This is a genomic window from Sphingomonas sp. CFBP 13603, assembly GCF_014892665.1.
Taxonomy (GTDB): Bacteria; Pseudomonadota; Alphaproteobacteria; order Sphingomonadales; family Sphingomonadaceae; genus Sphingomonas.
The window spans coordinates 82,793-97,510 of sequence record NZ_JADBIA010000011.1 but is presented as its reverse complement, the minus strand read 5'-3'; the positions used below and the strand labels follow the sequence as shown (position 1 = coordinate 97,510).

Below are 14,718 nucleotides of genomic sequence, written 5' to 3'. Positions count from 1 at the left end.
GGCTCGCGGTGTCCGACGTTGGACACGGTAACAAAAGCGACGAAGTGGCAGGATTGTTCCCCCAACTGCTTTCGCCGGGGCTTGACTGCGCCTACATCGCATCGATCCATGCCACCTGACACCTACACCTCCACCCGCGCGGACCAGCCGTTGCTGCCGACGCTCCGCCGCTTCCTGCCGTTCCTGTGGCCGGCGGGGCAGCCGAAGCTGAAGGTGCGGATCGTCGTCGCGATGCTGCTCGTGATCGCCTCGAAGCTGATCCAGGTCTTCGGCGCCGCGTTCACCCTGAAATACGCGGTCGACCGGATGGCGGGGAACGATCGCGGGGCGCTGACCTTGGTCGTGCTGCTGGTGGTCGGGTATGCGGCATCGCGGTTCGGGACGACGCTGTTCGACAATCTGCGCAATGCGGTGTTCGAGCGCGTCGGGCAGGATGCGTCGCGGCGGCTGGCGGCGCAGGTGTTTCGCCATCTGCATGCGCTGAGCCTCGATTTTCACCTGTCCAGGCGGACGGGTGCGGTCACCAAGGTGGTCGAGCGCGGCACCAAGAGCATCGATACGATGCTGTATTTTCTGCTGTTCAATATCGCGCCGACGGTGTTCGAACTGGTGCTGGTACTCGGGCTGTTCTGGACCAAGTTCGGTTGGCCGCTGGTCGTGGCGACCGTGGTGATGGTGGTCGGCTATATCGCGTTCACGCGGATGGTGACAGACTGGCGCAATGCGCTGCGCGCGCGGATGAACGACCTCGATACCGGCGCGGTCGCGCATGCGGTGGATTCGCTGCTGAACTTCGAGACGGTGAAGTATTTCGGCGCGGAGGAGCGCGAGGCGCGGCGCTACGACAGCGCGATCACCGCGTATTCCGAGGCGGCGGTGAAAAGCGAGAATTCGCTCGCCTGGCTCAACCTCGGCCAGGCGCTGATCACCAACGTGATGCTGGCGGGCGGCATGGGGTTCGTAGTGTGGCGGTGGAGCCGCGGCGAGGCGTCGGCGGGCGACGTGGTGTTCGTGTCGACGCTGCTGGCGCAGCTGTTCCGGCCGCTCGATCTGTTGGGGATGGTGTATCGCACGATCCGGCAGGGCGCGCTCGACATGGCGGCAATGTTCGACCTGATCGATACGCCGGCCACGGTCGTCGATGCGCCGGGGGCGCCTGCGCTGGCGGTGAGCGCGGGGCATGTCCGGTTCGAGGGGGTGTCGTTCGGCTATGACGCGGGGCGGCCGATTTTGCGCGACCTGGAGCTGGACGTGCCGGCGGGATCTACGCTGGCGGTGGTGGGGCCGTCGGGTGCGGGCAAGTCGACGCTCGCCCGGTTGCTCTACCGGTTTTACGACCTGACGGGCGGGCGGATTACCGTCGATGGGCAGGATATCGCGCAGGTGCGGCAGGCTTCGCTGCGGGCTGCGATCGGGATCGTGCCGCAGGATACGGTGCTGTTCAACGACACGATCGGGTACAACATCGCCTATGGCCGTGAGGGGGCCGAGATGCCCGAGGTCGAGGTTGCGGCCAAGGGTGCGGCGATCTCGGGGTTCATCGAGCGTCAGCCGCTGGGGTATGAGACGCGCGTCGGCGAGCGTGGGCTGAAGCTGTCGGGCGGCGAGAAGCAGCGTGTGGCGATTGCGCGGACGCTGCTGAAGAACCCGCCGATCCTGATCCTGGACGAGGCTACGTCGGCGCTCGATAGCCGGACCGAGGCGGAAATCCTCGATACGCTGGAGGCGATCGAGCGCGGGCGCACGACGATCGTGATCGCGCACCGGCTCTCCACGGTGGTGCATGCGGACCAGATCGTCGTACTGGAGGCGGGGAGGATCGTCGAGAAGGGGACGCATGCGGACTTGCTGCGGCAGGGCGGCGTGTATGCGGAGATGTGGAACCGGCAGGCGCAGGAGCGGGCTGGTGATGACGATGGGGCGTTGGCGGCGGAGTAGGCACGGGCAGTGCGTCGTCATCGATGATGAACGCTCGCCATAGTTTCTGTGATGTCAGACGCGTTCGGGGCCCCCCTAGATACGGCCCCGGACGAAATCGAAGGACTGCTCAGCCTTCCTTGTTCTCCCGCGAAGGCGGGAGCCCAGTCTGGGTCCCCGCCTTCGCGGGGAAACAAGGTTGGCGACGGCGTCTTAGAAACTTGTGCGTTCCCCCACCATCAACCGACCGAGCCTACCCGCAGGTGACGCGGATCTGCTTGGCGGGTTTGTCGAAGACGATGGCGGAGCAGCGGTCAAGCAGGTCGGCGCCGATCGTCAGGCGATCGCGGTTGGCGCCGCGCTTGCCCTTGGCGACGACGACGATCTCGTCGGGGTCGGGTGGCGGCGCGTCGGCATCCGGAATCGCGGCGGCGTTGCCGACGTCGGTGGTGCGGACGCCGAGCGACGATAGCGCGAGCGGGCCGACCAACAGCGGGGTGGCGAGCGTCATCATGCGGACAGGTCGGGCGATACCGAAGGCGATCTCGACCGGTGCGGTGAGGCCGGCCAGCGTGCCGCGCTGCGCCTGCGCGATCAGCGTGGCGGCGTTGGCGGTGACGGTCGTGCGTGGATGATAGGGTTCGAAGCGGACCCGGATCGGCTGGCCGCCGATCGTGATTTGCGCGAAGGTCCCGGAGAGCTTGCCCAGCAGGCCGCCGCCGTCGACCATCGGCAACGCGACGGTCCGTTCGCCAGCCCGCGGCGCGTTTAGGAGGATTCGTACGACGGGTTCGGGTAGCGACGCCGGGCCGATGGTGCCGTCGCCGACATCGGCATAGGGCCGCCCGACCCAGCGCGGGTCCGCAGCCTTCCCCTTGGTCTCGTGCTTGCGGCTCGGAAAGCCGATCCGCCGCTTCACCGCGTTGGTCCCGAACGTCATCGGGCGGACCGTCGTCGCCTGCATCGCGCCTTGCCCGCCGACCGAATAGCCGAGTCCCAGCGCACCGCCCTTCAACGCAAGTCGCTCGGCGACCGCGGTCGTGACGAAGACCAGGCCGGGCGCGGCGGGGTCGACGCGCAGCGTGACGGGCTTGCCGTCGATCGTTGCGGCGATCATCCCGCCGACCGGTACGTCGCGGATGGCCGTGACCGTGTCGCCGGCTAGCGCGACGCTGCTCACGAGCACCGATGCCGCCACGCCGGTTCTCAGGATATTGGCGATCATCGTGAAGTCTCCGGCGTCAGGCGCCGCGATCTTGGCGCGTCATATCGTATTCGCAACGAATTTATGATCGGTAATGATTGGATAACCAATGCAGGCTCGCCTCTCGACGGGCGACTGCGCGACGCCTAGATCGCATGGCAATGGCACTCGACCCCCTTCCCGATCTCCAGCGCATCTTCGGCTTTCCTGATTTTCGTGGCGTGCAGCGCGATGTCGTCGATCGGGTGCTCGCGGGGCAGCGGACATTGGCGGTGATGCCGACGGGTGCGGGCAAGTCGCTTTGCTATCAGTTGCCGGCGACGATGCTGGAGGGGACGTGCGTCGTTGTCTCGCCGCTGATCGCGTTGATGCATGACCAGTTGCGGGCCGCCACTGCTGTGGGGATCAAGGCGGCGACTTTGACGTCGGTCGATACCAATCGCGAGGAGACGATCGCGCGGTTCCGGGCTGGCGATCTCGACCTGCTGTATGTGGCGCCGGAGCGCGCCTCGAACGAGAGCTTCCGGAACCTGCTCAGCCAAGCCAAGCTGTCGCTCTTTGCGATCGACGAGGCGCATTGCGTTAGTGAGTGGGGGCATGACTTCCGGCCGGACTATCGGTTGCTGCGGCCGTTGCTCGACAGTTTTCCGGACGTGCCACGGCTAGCGCTGACCGCGACCGCCGACGCGCATACCCGCGCCGATATCCTCGAGCAGCTGGGGATTTCGCAAGAGGGGCTGATCGTGTCGGGGTTCGACCGGCCGAACATCCGCTATGCGATTTCGGGGCGCGACAACGTCAACCGGCAGATCGCGGATATCCTGGAGAAGATTCCGGGGCCGGGGATCGTCTATGCCCAGACGCGCGCGGCGACCGAGAAGCTGGCGGAGGCGCTGGGGCGGAGCGGGCGGCCGACGCGGGCCTATCATGCGGGGCTCGATCCGCAGGTGCGCGCGAAGAACCAGGCGGATTTCGTCGCGAGCGAGGACATGGTGATCTGCGCGACGGTCGCGTTCGGGATGGGGATCGACAAGCCCGACGTGCGGTTCGTGGCGCATGCCGGGCTGCCGAAATCGATCGAGGCCTATTATCAGGAAACCGGGCGCGCGGGGCGTGATGGCGACCCGGCGATCGCGCACCTGTTCTGGGGCGCGGAGGATTTCGCGCGCGCTCGGCAGCGGATCGGGGAAGTGGAGCCCGAGCGGCAGGCGGGCGAGCGGCAGCGGCTGACGGCGATGGGCGGGCTGGTCGAGACGGCGGGGTGCCGGCGGCGGATCCTGCTCAAGCATTTCGGCGAAGAGCGGCTCGAGGATTGCGGGAATTGCGACAATTGCCTCGGCAATGTCGATGCGGTCGACGCGACCGAGACGGCGCGGAAATTCCTGTCGGCGGTGTTCCGGACCGGGCAGATGTTCGGGGTGGGGTATATCGAAGGTATTCTGACCGGCGTTTCGTCGGAGCGGAGCCTGATGAACGGGCACGAGGCGCTGTCGGTGTACGGGATCGTCGATGGCGACGAGGTTGCGTTGCTGAAGCCCGTGTCGCGGGCGCTGATGCTGAAGGATGCGCTCAGGACCAATCCGCACGGGGGGCTGGAGTTCGGGCCGGCGGCGAAGGCGATTCTGAAGGGCGAGGCGGCTGTGTCGATCGTCGTGCCGCCGAAGCGCGAGCGGCGGCGCCAGGGGGCGGTTGGCGCCACCCCGAACCCGGTCGACGATCCGCTGTTCGAGGCGCTGCGCTTGCGGCGGCGCGATCTGGCGAAGGAAGCGGGCGTTCCGCCGTATGTGATCTTTCACGATTCGGTACTGCGTGACATTGCGCGGCAGCGGCCGGCGTCGCGGGCCGAGCTCAGCCTGTTATCAGGCATTGGCGCGCGGAAACTCGACGCCTATGGGGATGCCTTCCTCCAGGTGATCCGCGAGTCCGCATGATACGGCATATAAACGAAAGTATTTCGGTCGCGCCGCAGATCGCGGTCGAGCAGGTTGCAGAGATCGCTGCGGCGGGGTTCAAGACGATCGTCAACAACCGGCCCGACGACGAGGACGCGGGACAGCCTTCGGGCGACGCGATCCGTGCGGCGGCGGAAGCGGCCGGGCTGAAGTACGTCTCGATCCCGGTGACGCATGCGGGGTTCTCGCATCCGCAGATCGACGCGATGACGCAGGCGCTGACCGATTCGGACGGGGCTGTGCTCGCGTATTGCCGATCGGGGACACGGAGCTGCAATCTGTGGGCGCTGGCGGCGGCGAAGGCGGGGCGGAACCCGAACCTGCTGCTCGCGCAGGCCGAGGACGCCGGGTACGACCTGCGCGGAATCCGCCCGATGCTGGACGCGCTCGCAGGGCCGCGATGACGCCTGCGATCGTCGGCGGCGTCGTGGCCGTCGTTGTGCTGCTGCTCGCGGGCCTGGCCTGGGTGGTCGTACGGATGCGGCGGGTCGTGAAGATCGAGACTCCCGAAGAGGCGGCGGACGCGGCGCAGGCGCAGCTTGCCGGTTTTGCGGTGGCGGGCGCTGTCGTGGGGGCGGACGGCCAGGGGGCGCTGGCGATCGCGGATGACGGGCGCGTTGCTGCAGTGAAGCGGATCGGCAAACGGCTGGCGGTGCGCGAGGTGTCTTGGCGGACGGTGCGCGCGACCCGCGAGGGGATTCTGGTGGAGACGGGGGACAAGGCGCTGGGGGCGGTGATGCTGGCGCAGGTCGACGTGCTGGATATCCGGCGGTTGGCGCCGAAGAGCGTTCGGGTCTAACGAGCCCCGCGCGCCGCCGTCATTCTGCGGCAGCGGTCCTGACGCTTGCGGAACGTTTCTCGTTTCGACGCGTCGCCGCAGTAGATGAGAACATGGGTCGCCAAGCGCTGGGTGAAAGTCACCGGCATCGTCGTCGTGGCCGTGATGGCTACGGTCATAATCGGGCTCGCCGTGTTCCCCTGGGGATCGCTGAAAGGCGTTATCGAGCGGCAGCTAACCGCGCGCTTCGGGCGGCCGGTGACGATCGGCGGGATCGAGCGCGTCGACGGGTTCGGCTTTTCGCCGACGATCCGCATCACGCAGGTTCGTATCCCGCAGGCGGGGTGGGCCGGTAGCGGCGATTTCGTGCGGTTGCGCGAGGCGGAGGCGACCTTCTCCGCACTGTCGCTGTTGAAGGGCGGGTTCGGGCCGCGCGACGTGAAGGCGTCCGGGCTGTACCTGGCGCTGGTGCGTGACAAGCAGGGGCGGACCAACTGGGATCGGCCGGGCAAGGCCAAGAGCGGCGGTAGTTCGAACGACCTGCAGGGGCTCGTCATCCGCGACAGCGTGATCTCGTACCGCGATGCCAAGCAGGGGCGGCAGGTCACTGCGCGGTTCTCGTCCGATCCGGTTGCGGGCATCCGCGCGAACGGCACCGGCATCGTGCGTGGTGCGGCGGTGCGGATCGCGGTTTCGGGGCCGTCGATCGAGCGATCGCAGGGCAAGCCGTGGCCGTTCACCGCGTCGATCGATGGGGACAAGCTGTCGATCTCGGCGAAGGGCGTGATGGACCGGCCGCTCGATACCGATGCGATGACGCTCGACGTGACGGCGCGCGCGACCGACCTGAAGCTGATCGACGCGGTGATCGAGGCGGGGCTGTTCCGGACACAGCCGGTGTCGTTCAGCGCGCATGTCCGCCACGATGCGCCGAAATGGACCATCACGCAGCTGAAGGGCGTGGTCGGGCGGTCGGATTTTGCCGGTCACGTGACGGTCGACAAGCGGGATGGGCGGAGCAAGGTGAACGGCGACATCGTCTCGCGCCAGTTCGACTTCGCTGACCTGTCGTCGGACGAGGCGCAGGCGAAGGGCGCCGCGCTGGAGCGGGCGATCGGGCCGAGACTGGTGCCCAATACGCGGATCGATATCGGCAAGATCGACACGACCGACGCCGAGTTCGGGTTCCGCATCCAGCATATCGTCGCTGCGAAGGGCAAGTCGCCGATCGTGTCGGCCAAGGGGACGATCGCGATCGACCACCAGTTGCTGACGCTGGATCGGCTGGTCGCGAGGCTGCCGCAGGGGACCGTTACCGGCAAGGTCACGGTCGACCAGCGGGGCGATCGCAAGACGCCGACCGTCGCGATCGACCTGCGGTTGCGCGGCAGCAGCGTGCAGGCACTGGCGGGCGGGCGCGGCGACTTCAGCGGGAATGTTAGCGCGCGGGTAAGACTGAAGGGGCCGGGGGAGACTATCCGGGCCGCAGTCGGGAACGCCGATGGCAGCATTGGGTTCGTCGCGCGGGACGGGCAATTGCCGCAGGGGATCGCGGCGGCGCTGGGGTTCGATGCGGCGCGCGCGTTGCTGGCGAAAGATGGCGAGCGCGCGGGTCTGCGCTGCGTGGTGGTGAAACTCGACGTGACGCGGGGGCGAGGGCGGGTCGATCCGATGATCGTCGATACGACCGCCAGCCAGTTGCGCGGGCAGGGGAGCGTAGTGTTTCCGTCCGAAGCGCTCAACATTCGGCTGAGTGGGTCGCCGAAGCAGCACGCGCTGCTGCAACTGCCGGGGTCGGCATACATGACCGGGACGATCCAGCAGCCGAATGTGACGATCCCGCCAGAGGTGAAATCCGTCGGCAATATCTTCAAGGCGATCGGGCGTGCGATCACCGGCAAGCAGGGTCCGACGGCTAGCAATGCGGACTGTTCGGGGTTGGCGGCACGGGTGCTGCGATAGGCCGAGACGTCGCCGGGTACGAAAAACCCCGCCCCGCTGGTTGCGGGACGGGGTCGGACCTCAGCGATATCTCGGGGATATCAGCGGTAGAAGACGTGGTTGCCGATCGAGGCGACCTTGATCGCACGGACGCTGGGGCGGCGATCGGGGGTGTTGAAGTAGAGCGCCTTGTCAGCCGGGCTGTTCCACGCATCGGCGAGAGCGACCTTGGCGACTGCAATCGCGGTGCGGTAGGCAGTGCCGGCGTTGATGTTGGGGATCTGGCCACCGCGGACGAAGCTGAACTGGCCGCGCTGCTTGACGACGGCGCAGACGTTGGCGGGGAAACGACCCGACTTGGCGCGATTGATGATGACTTCGGCGACGGCGAGCTGGCCGGCCAGGGGCTCACCCTTGGATTCGAAATAGATCGCGCCGGCAAGGCACTGAAGCGCTTCGTCGGCGGCGGCGCTATCCTGCGCGGCAACGGCCTGGGCGAGCGTGTCGAATTCTTCGGCTTCTGCGACTGCAGGGCTGACTGCGGTGTTCTGGGCGTTCGTCTCGACAGGTGCGACGGTGGTGGCAACTGGAGCGATCTGCGGAACATTCTGCGGCGAGAGCGCGTTTATATTGGCGAGAGCAGTGAGATTGGTGGTCGAGCGATCGATACCGGTTGCCTGACCGGGAGCGCTGTTGCCGAGCAGGCCGGCGAGAGAAAACGTCATGACCGCGATCGTCGCAGCCCGCTGAAGAATCGTCATTCAAACTTATTCAGATGCGGTTGGACCGCGGAAGCAATCGTACGAGCCGATCGTCCAGGCATCCCCCCGACTGCGTAACTGATCCGGATCGCACCCGTCCCAGCACAACGCCAATCAATGTTGCAATTCCCCTCTATTGGGGGGGCTTTCGAGTCAATCGTCGAGGATCGTTTCAGCGGCGAACCGTTCCGCCGCTGCGATGTCCACCTCAATTACCCATAGATCCGGGTCGCTTGCGCGGCGACGACGCCAATATCCGTCGAGGTCTTCGAGCGGGGTGGAGTCGATCAGCGCGGTCCGTCCGTCGGGTCCGATGCCGCGTTCCAGCAGGCGGGGAGGGGCGCCCTTGTCGATCGCGATGACCAGGATCGCGCCGCCCTGCGGGTCGCCTTTCGCCATCACCGCGCCGAAGCCGCCGGCGTCATTGACGCGCCGCAGCAGGGCGCTGACGAGCATTCCGCTGGGGAGACGGCCGCTCATGCTGCGCTGCGGTATCCGGGGAGGCCGGCGAGCGCGATGCGCGAGCGCATGAAGGTGCCGGTGCCGCGGGCCGCTTCTTCACCGTCGGCGTCTATCAGTCGGGCGTCCGCGACGAACACGCGTCGCTTACCGCTGATCCAGCGTCCTTCGGCGATCACCGGGCCGATTTTCAGCGGGCGCGTGAGCAGCAGGTTGAACGCGGTGGTGAGCAGGAAGCGATCGGTGACCAGGCTGTTGCAGGCATAGAAAGCGGCGTCGTCGAGCATCTTGAAATAGCTCGTGCCGTGCGCGGCGCCGCCGGCGTGGTAATGGCGCTCGTCGATCGTGAAATGGATGCGCGCGACGCCGGCTTCGGGGATTTCGAGCGAGGAGTCGAAGAAGCGGTTGATCGGCGCTTGAGCATATAGCGACTCCAGCGCGCGGAAATGCGCGTCTGCGCCTGCCGAGTTAGGGGCCGACTCAGGCTGCATCGCGGACCTCGTCGGCGGTGAACAGCGCGTAGACCGCATCGGGCGAACCACCGCCGCGCAGTTTTTCCAGGAACGCCTTGTCGCGCAGCCGTCGCGAGACGCGAGCGAGCGCCTTCAAATGAACCGCGCCGGCATCGGTGGGAGACAGCAGCATGAAGACGAGATCGACGGGGAGATCGTCGACCGCCTGGAAATCGACCGGCTGCGCGAGCCGTGCGAAGACACCGGTTACCTGCGCAAGCCCTTCGAGCTTGGCATGCGGGATTGCGACACCGCCACCGAACCCGGTCGAGCCGAGCTTTTCCCGCGCGGCCAGCCGGTCGGCGATCATCTTTGGGTCGGAATCGAGTATCTCCGACGCGATCGTGGCGAGATGCTGGAACACCGCCTTCTTGCTGGTGGCGATCACGCCCGTCTGCACTGCGTCGGGACGCAGCATATCGCTGAAATCAGTCATTCGGTTCAATGTCTCAAGCGCCCCCGCGCGCGTCCGCCTTAGCGGGTTGCGCGGGGGCGTAAAGGCGCGGCCTTGAGACCCGCGCCTTTATGGACCCTTCTTTACTGGGGAGGGGAGGCCGCCACGCGCTGTGGCTCGACCCAGCCGATCGTGCCGTCGCCGCGCTTGTACACCATGTTGTGCGCGCCGGTGCCCGCATTCATGAACAGCAACGCCGCGGTGTTGCGCAGATCGAGCATCATCACCGCGTCCGATACGCTGGCCTCGGGGATATCGACGCGCGTTTCGGCGATGATGAGCGGCGCGTCCGCGACATCGTCTTCTTCGACGCTTTCCTGGAACAGCGTGTAGCCGGCATTATCATAGCCATTGCTCTCGGCAATCGCGACCGCTTCGCCGGCGTGGCGATCCTTCAGGCGGCGCATGTAGCGGCGGAGCTGAGTCTCGATCTTGGCGGCGGCGGCATCGAACGCGGCGCGCGCATCATAGGCGTCGCCATGCCCCTTGATCACGAGGCCCTTCATCACGTGCGAAACGATGTCGCATTTGAAGCCGGCGTCGTGCGGGCCCTTGCCGAACGTGACCTCGGCCGAGATGGCGCGCGAGAAATATTTGTCGGCGATACCCTGGAGTCGGTCTTCCACGTGGCTGTTGAGTGCTTCGCCAGTGTCAACCTGATGACCAGAAATCCGGATATCCATTGTCGTCTCCTTAACGGCGTTACAGTCTTCGGGCGGTCCTATTGGCTCCACCCTGCCAGCGTCATCCGGACGCCACGGCCCCCCAGATCGGATCCTTGATCCCCTTCATAAACGCAGCATGGGCCGCAAGGTCTCCCTCGCTCACCGCGAAAACGCGGGCAGGGCGAACGACCCGAGGCGCCTGTGCGACGATCGGAGTCGCGGCGGTGCTGCCGGTATCGCTCAGCAGGCCGAGGCCGATCTGGCGACCGCCCATCAGCTCGACATAGACCTGCGCGAGCAACTGCGCGTCGAGTAGCGCGCCGTGCAGGACGCGGTGGCTGCGATCGATTCCGAACCGCGAACAGAGCGCGTCGAGCGAATGCTTGGCGCCGGGGTGACGGCTGCGCGCGATCTGCAGCGTGTCGACCATCCGCTTCATGTGGACGATCTGGCGGCCGCACTTGGTGAGCTCGCCGTTGAGGAACGAGAAATCGAAACCGGCATTGTGCGCGATCATCGGCGCGTCGCCGACGAATTCGAGCAGGTCCTCGACCGCGTCGGCGAACTTCGGCTTGTCGGAGAGGAACTGCGCGCTCAGCCCGTGGACGTTGAACGCCTCGACCGGCATGTCGCGTTCCGGGTGGTAATAGGCGTGGAAGGTGCGGCCGGTCTCGACCCGGTTGAGCATCTCGACGCAGCCGATTTCGACCATGCGGTCGCCGCCGGAAAAACTGAGGCCGGTGGTTTCGGTATCGAAGACGATCTCACGCATCCCGATGGTATCGGCTCAGATTTCCAAGGATGCAAGCACCGCCCGGACTTGCGCGCGTGTTGCGTCGAAGCTGGTGTCGGTGTGGATGACGTGATCCGCGCGGGCGCGTTTTTCGGCGTCGGGGGTTTGGCGGGCGAGGATCGCGGCGAACTTCTCCGTGGTCATGCCGGGACGGGCGAGGACGCGCGCGCGCTGGACGTCGGGGGCGGCGGAAACGACGACGATCACGTCGACGTTGCGGTCGCCGCCGGTTTCGAACAGCAGGGGGACGTCGAACACGACTCGCTTGCCGGCGTGCTGTGCGAGGAAGGCGGCGCGTTCTTCGCCGACAGCGGGGTGGACGATCGCTTCGAGGCGCTTGATCGCGGCGTCGTCGCCGAAGACCGCTGCGCCGAGTTTCGTTCGGTCGACTGCGCCGTTGACAGTGGTGCCGGGGAACGCGGTTTCGATCGCGGGGACGAGACGCCCGCCGATGCCTTGCAGTCGGTGGACGGTCGCGTCGGCGTCGAACACGGGGACGGCCTCGTCGGCGAACATCGCGGCGACGGCTGATTTGCCCATGCCGATCGAGCCGGTGAGGCCGATGATCATTTGTTCAGTAACGCGCGGAGTTCGTCGTCACGATCGCGCGGTGGTTCCACGTGGAACAATATCTCGAACGCGACAGCGGCTTGGCCGATCAGCATTTCCAGCCCGTCGACGGTCTCAAGGTCGCGCGCGCGCGCGACTTTCAGGAGGCCGGTTTCGAGCGGGGAATAGACGATGTCGTAGACAAGCGAGTCCGGCTCCAGCGCGCCGAGATCGATATCGAGCGGTGGCTGGCCGGCCATGCCGAGAACGCTGGCGTTGACGAGCAGTCGCGAGGGCGGGGCGGCGGGGCCGATCGGGAGCGCTTGGCCCTTGAGTCCGAAGGTCGAAAGGAGCGCCGCACCCTTCAGCGGATTGCGGTTCAGGATGGTGACGGGGCCGACTCCCATCCGCGACAGCGCGAACAGGATCGCGCGGGCGGCACCACCTGCGCCTATCACCGTGACGGGCTGGCCGGCGATGTCAAGGTCGTCGATCGGAGCCCAGAATCCGGCAGCGTCGGTGTTGGTGCCGATGCAGTCGCCCGCCTGGTTGCGGAACACCGTGTTGATCGCGCCGATCGTCCCGCGGACATTGCCGGGGTCGGAGACGTCGTCGAGCGCGGCGAGCTTGTGCGGCATCGTGATGTTGCACCCGCGCCAGGCGGGGTCGGCTTTCCGCTCGGCGAAGTAGGCGGGGAGGGCGTCCGGGGTGACGAGCTTGTGGCGGTACTCCGCGTCGATCCCGAGCGCGTCGAGCCAGAAGCCGTGGATCAAGGGCGATTTCGACTGTGCGATCGGATCGCCGATCACTTCTGCATAGGGACGAGTCATTCGAAGCTCCGTGTTTCCCCGCGGGAGGCGGGGATCCAGTCTGGGCACCCGCCTTCGCGGGTGAACATGGTTTAGTCTAGCTCGGGCGGATTGCCATGTGCAGCACCTACTCAATCCTCCCCCGCCAGGGGGAGGTGGCGCCGACGGTGACGGAGGGGGAGGACACGGAACAAACGCGTCGCATGCCTCCCCCTCCGTCTGGCAAGCGCCAGCCACCTCCCCCTGGCGGGGGAGGATTGAAAGCGTCGGGTTACGCCGGCAGTTCGCCTCGCGCGCGGAGGAAGTCGAGAACGTTCAAGAGCGGCATGCCGAGTACCGTGAACTGGCTTCCTTCGATCCTGGCGAACAGCTGCGCGCCGGGGCCTTCGATGCGGTAACAGCCGACGCAGCCCGAGATCGCGGGCCATTCCGCGTCGAGGTAGGTCTCGATGAATGCATCGGACAGCGGGCGGACGTGCATCTTCGCGCGCTCGACATGGCGCCAGATCGCCTGGCCGTTCTCGGCGATGACCGCGGCGCTCCAGAGGTCGTGGCGCTTGCCGGACATCAGTCGCAGATGCGCCGCCGCATCGGCGCGGTCGACGGGCTTGTCGAGGATGGTGCCGTCTTCCAGCGCGACCAGCGAGTCGCTGCCGAGGACGAGATAGCCCGGCATTCTCGCGGAAACCTTGAGGGCCTTCAGTTCGGCCAACGCGTCCGCAAGATCGCGCGGGGACAGGTCGCGCAGCGCCGCCTTCGCCGCATCCTCGTCGACGCCCGCAAAGGTGGCCTCGAACGGTACGCCGGCGGCGGTCAGCATCGCGCGACGCGAGGCGCTTTGCGAGGCGAGGATCAGGCTCATGACTCGATCTTGGCGACGTCGTCGCTCCGCCGCTGGTTACACAGCGCGATGATCGCCGCCGCGGTTTCCTCGATCGAACGCCTGGTGACGTCGATCACCGGCCAGCCATTGTCGGCGAACATGCGGCGCGCAAAGGCGAGTTCGCGCATTACCGCTTCCTCCTCGACGTACGACGTGTCGGGCTGTTGGTTGAGCGATAACAGCCGGTTGCGGCGGACCTGGATCAGGCGGTCGGCGCTGGTCGTGAGGCCGACGATCAGCGGGTTGGTAAGCTTGTAGAGGTTCAGGGGTGGTGGGCTTTCCACGACGATCGGGATGTTCGCGGTCTTGTAGCCACGATTGGCGAGGTAGATCGAGGTCGGCGTCTTCGACGAGCGCGATACACCCGCCAGGACGATATCGGCCTCCTCCCATTCTTCCGAGGCGATCCCGTCGTCGTGTGCGATCGTCCACTGGATCGCGTCGACGCGCGCGAAATAGGCCGCATCTAGGACGTGCTGGCGGCCAGGTCGCGCCTTTGCCTGCTGCCCGAGCAACCCCGATAGCGCGTCGTTGACCGGGTCGAGCGGCGCTACTGCCGGAAGACCTAGCGCCAGGCACCTCTGCTCGAGAATTCGCCGCGTCGCGGGGTTCACTAGCGTGAAAACCACCAGCCCGGGGTTTTGCGCGATCTCCTGGAGGATGCGTTCGAGATGCGCCTCGGTTCGCACCATTGGCCAGAAATGGCGGACCGTCTCGACGTCGTCATATTGCGCCAGCGCCGCCTTCGCGATGTTCTCCAATGTCTCGCCGGTCGAATCCGACAACAAATGTAGGTGGAGCCGCATCATCGGCGTTTTATCCCCAGCGGGCGGGTTTGTGGGCGTGAATCTGTGGATAACATGGGGAGAACGGCTAGCGTAACTCGTCCGCCCCGCCAAGCGACGGGTACGCCGTGGATAACACCGATTCTATCCACACTGCCGCGCACAGGGCCGGATTTTATCCACAGGCTGTGGGTAACGGGGAGCCTTGAATCGAATCAGCGCGTTTGTGGGCGTGCCGAGGGGTCAAGCTGTTGGC

16 protein-coding genes are annotated in these 14,718 nt (G+C 66.4%); 5 read left to right on the top strand and 11 right to left on the bottom strand.

The genetic code is table 11. From position 1 onward, the window contains the following. Nucleotides 1-108 precede the first annotated feature (108 nt). Nucleotides 109-1,938 carry an ABCB family ABC transporter ATP-binding protein/permease gene (locus IFR23_RS15960; protein ID WP_192976744.1) on the top strand — a complete coding sequence of 610 codons (1,830 nt, stop codon included), beginning with the start codon at nucleotides 109-111 and terminating at the stop codon, nucleotides 1,936-1,938. Between the two features lie 232 nt (nucleotides 1,939-2,170). On the opposite strand, the gene IFR23_RS15955 is transcribed toward IFR23_RS15960, so the two are convergent. Then, nucleotides 2,171-3,142 carry a hypothetical protein gene (locus tag IFR23_RS15955; RefSeq protein WP_192976743.1) on the bottom strand — a complete coding sequence of 324 codons (972 nt, stop codon included), beginning with the start codon at nucleotides 3,140-3,142 and terminating at the stop codon, nucleotides 2,171-2,173. 140 nt (nucleotides 3,143-3,282) lie between these two features. Here IFR23_RS15955 and recQ point away from each other — a divergent pair, with 140 nt between their 5' ends. The 4 genes from recQ to IFR23_RS15935 all read left to right on the top strand — a co-directional run bounded on the left by recQ (nucleotide 3,283) and on the right by IFR23_RS15935 (nucleotide 7,813). Then, nucleotides 3,283-5,052, top strand: a complete 1,770-nt coding sequence (recQ, locus tag IFR23_RS15950; protein WP_192976742.1) for a DNA helicase RecQ — start codon at nucleotides 3,283-3,285, stop codon at nucleotides 5,050-5,052. Further along, entirely contained in the window at nucleotides 5,049-5,477 is a 429-nt protein-coding gene (locus IFR23_RS15945; RefSeq protein WP_192976741.1) for a TIGR01244 family sulfur transferase, read from the top strand. Before recQ ends, IFR23_RS15945 begins: the two co-directional genes overlap by 4 nt. Further along, the gene (locus IFR23_RS15940; protein ID WP_192976740.1) at nucleotides 5,474-5,872 is read left to right on the top strand and encodes a hypothetical protein; all 399 of its coding nucleotides are present in this window, start codon (nucleotides 5,474-5,476) and stop codon (nucleotides 5,870-5,872) included. Before IFR23_RS15945 ends, IFR23_RS15940 begins: the two co-directional genes overlap by 4 nt. 84 nt (nucleotides 5,873-5,956) lie before the next feature. Continuing rightward, nucleotides 5,957-7,813, top strand: a complete 1,857-nt coding sequence (locus tag IFR23_RS15935; RefSeq protein WP_192976739.1) for an AsmA family protein — start codon at nucleotides 5,957-5,959, stop codon at nucleotides 7,811-7,813. A gap of 80 nt (nucleotides 7,814-7,893) precedes the next feature. Here IFR23_RS15935 and IFR23_RS15930 read toward each other — a convergent pair whose 3' ends face one another. The 10 genes from IFR23_RS15930 to IFR23_RS15885 form a co-directional block, all read right to left on the bottom strand. Continuing rightward, nucleotides 7,894-8,553, bottom strand: a complete 660-nt coding sequence (locus IFR23_RS15930) for a cell wall hydrolase (RefSeq protein WP_192976738.1) — start codon at nucleotides 8,551-8,553, stop codon at nucleotides 7,894-7,896. A gap of 153 nt (nucleotides 8,554-8,706) precedes the next feature. Continuing rightward, entirely contained in the window at nucleotides 8,707-9,033 is a 327-nt protein-coding gene (locus IFR23_RS15925) for a DUF1491 family protein (RefSeq protein WP_192976737.1), read from the bottom strand. Continuing rightward, a complete protein-coding gene (locus tag IFR23_RS15920; RefSeq protein WP_192976736.1) occupies nucleotides 9,030-9,503 on the bottom strand; it encodes a PaaI family thioesterase in 474 nt (157 codons plus the stop codon). The genes IFR23_RS15925 and IFR23_RS15920 overlap by 4 nt, the downstream gene beginning before the upstream one ends. Continuing rightward, nucleotides 9,493-9,960: a PTS sugar transporter subunit IIA gene (locus IFR23_RS15915; protein WP_192976735.1), complete on the bottom strand. Its 468-nt coding sequence runs from the start codon at nucleotides 9,958-9,960 to the stop codon at nucleotides 9,493-9,495. The genes IFR23_RS15920 and IFR23_RS15915 overlap by 11 nt, the downstream gene beginning before the upstream one ends. A gap of 101 nt (nucleotides 9,961-10,061) precedes the next feature. Next, complete coding sequence (gene hpf / locus IFR23_RS15910) at nucleotides 10,062-10,661, bottom strand: ribosome hibernation-promoting factor, HPF/YfiA family (protein ID WP_192976734.1); 600 nt, start codon at nucleotides 10,659-10,661, stop codon at nucleotides 10,062-10,064. Between the two features lie 61 nt (nucleotides 10,662-10,722). Continuing rightward, nucleotides 10,723-11,415 carry a DNA polymerase III subunit epsilon gene (gene dnaQ / locus IFR23_RS15905; RefSeq protein ID WP_192976733.1) on the bottom strand — a complete coding sequence of 231 codons (693 nt, stop codon included), beginning with the start codon at nucleotides 11,413-11,415 and terminating at the stop codon, nucleotides 10,723-10,725. 15 nt (nucleotides 11,416-11,430) lie between these two features. Then, nucleotides 11,431-12,006: a dephospho-CoA kinase gene (gene coaE, locus IFR23_RS15900; RefSeq protein ID WP_192976732.1), complete on the bottom strand. Its 576-nt coding sequence runs from the start codon at nucleotides 12,004-12,006 to the stop codon at nucleotides 11,431-11,433. Then, a complete protein-coding gene (locus tag IFR23_RS15895; protein ID WP_192976731.1) occupies nucleotides 12,003-12,815 on the bottom strand; it encodes a shikimate dehydrogenase family protein in 813 nt (270 codons plus the stop codon). Before IFR23_RS15895 ends, coaE begins: the two co-directional genes overlap by 4 nt. 250 nt (nucleotides 12,816-13,065) lie before the next feature. Next, nucleotides 13,066-13,656 (bottom strand): Maf family protein, encoded by a 591-nt coding sequence (locus IFR23_RS15890; RefSeq protein ID WP_192976730.1) that lies wholly within the window; start codon nucleotides 13,654-13,656, stop codon nucleotides 13,066-13,068. Next, nucleotides 13,653-14,486, bottom strand: a complete 834-nt coding sequence (locus IFR23_RS15885; protein ID WP_192976729.1) for a pyruvate, water dikinase regulatory protein — start codon at nucleotides 14,484-14,486, stop codon at nucleotides 13,653-13,655. Before IFR23_RS15885 ends, IFR23_RS15890 begins: the two co-directional genes overlap by 4 nt. Nucleotides 14,487-14,718: the final 232 nt, after the last annotated feature.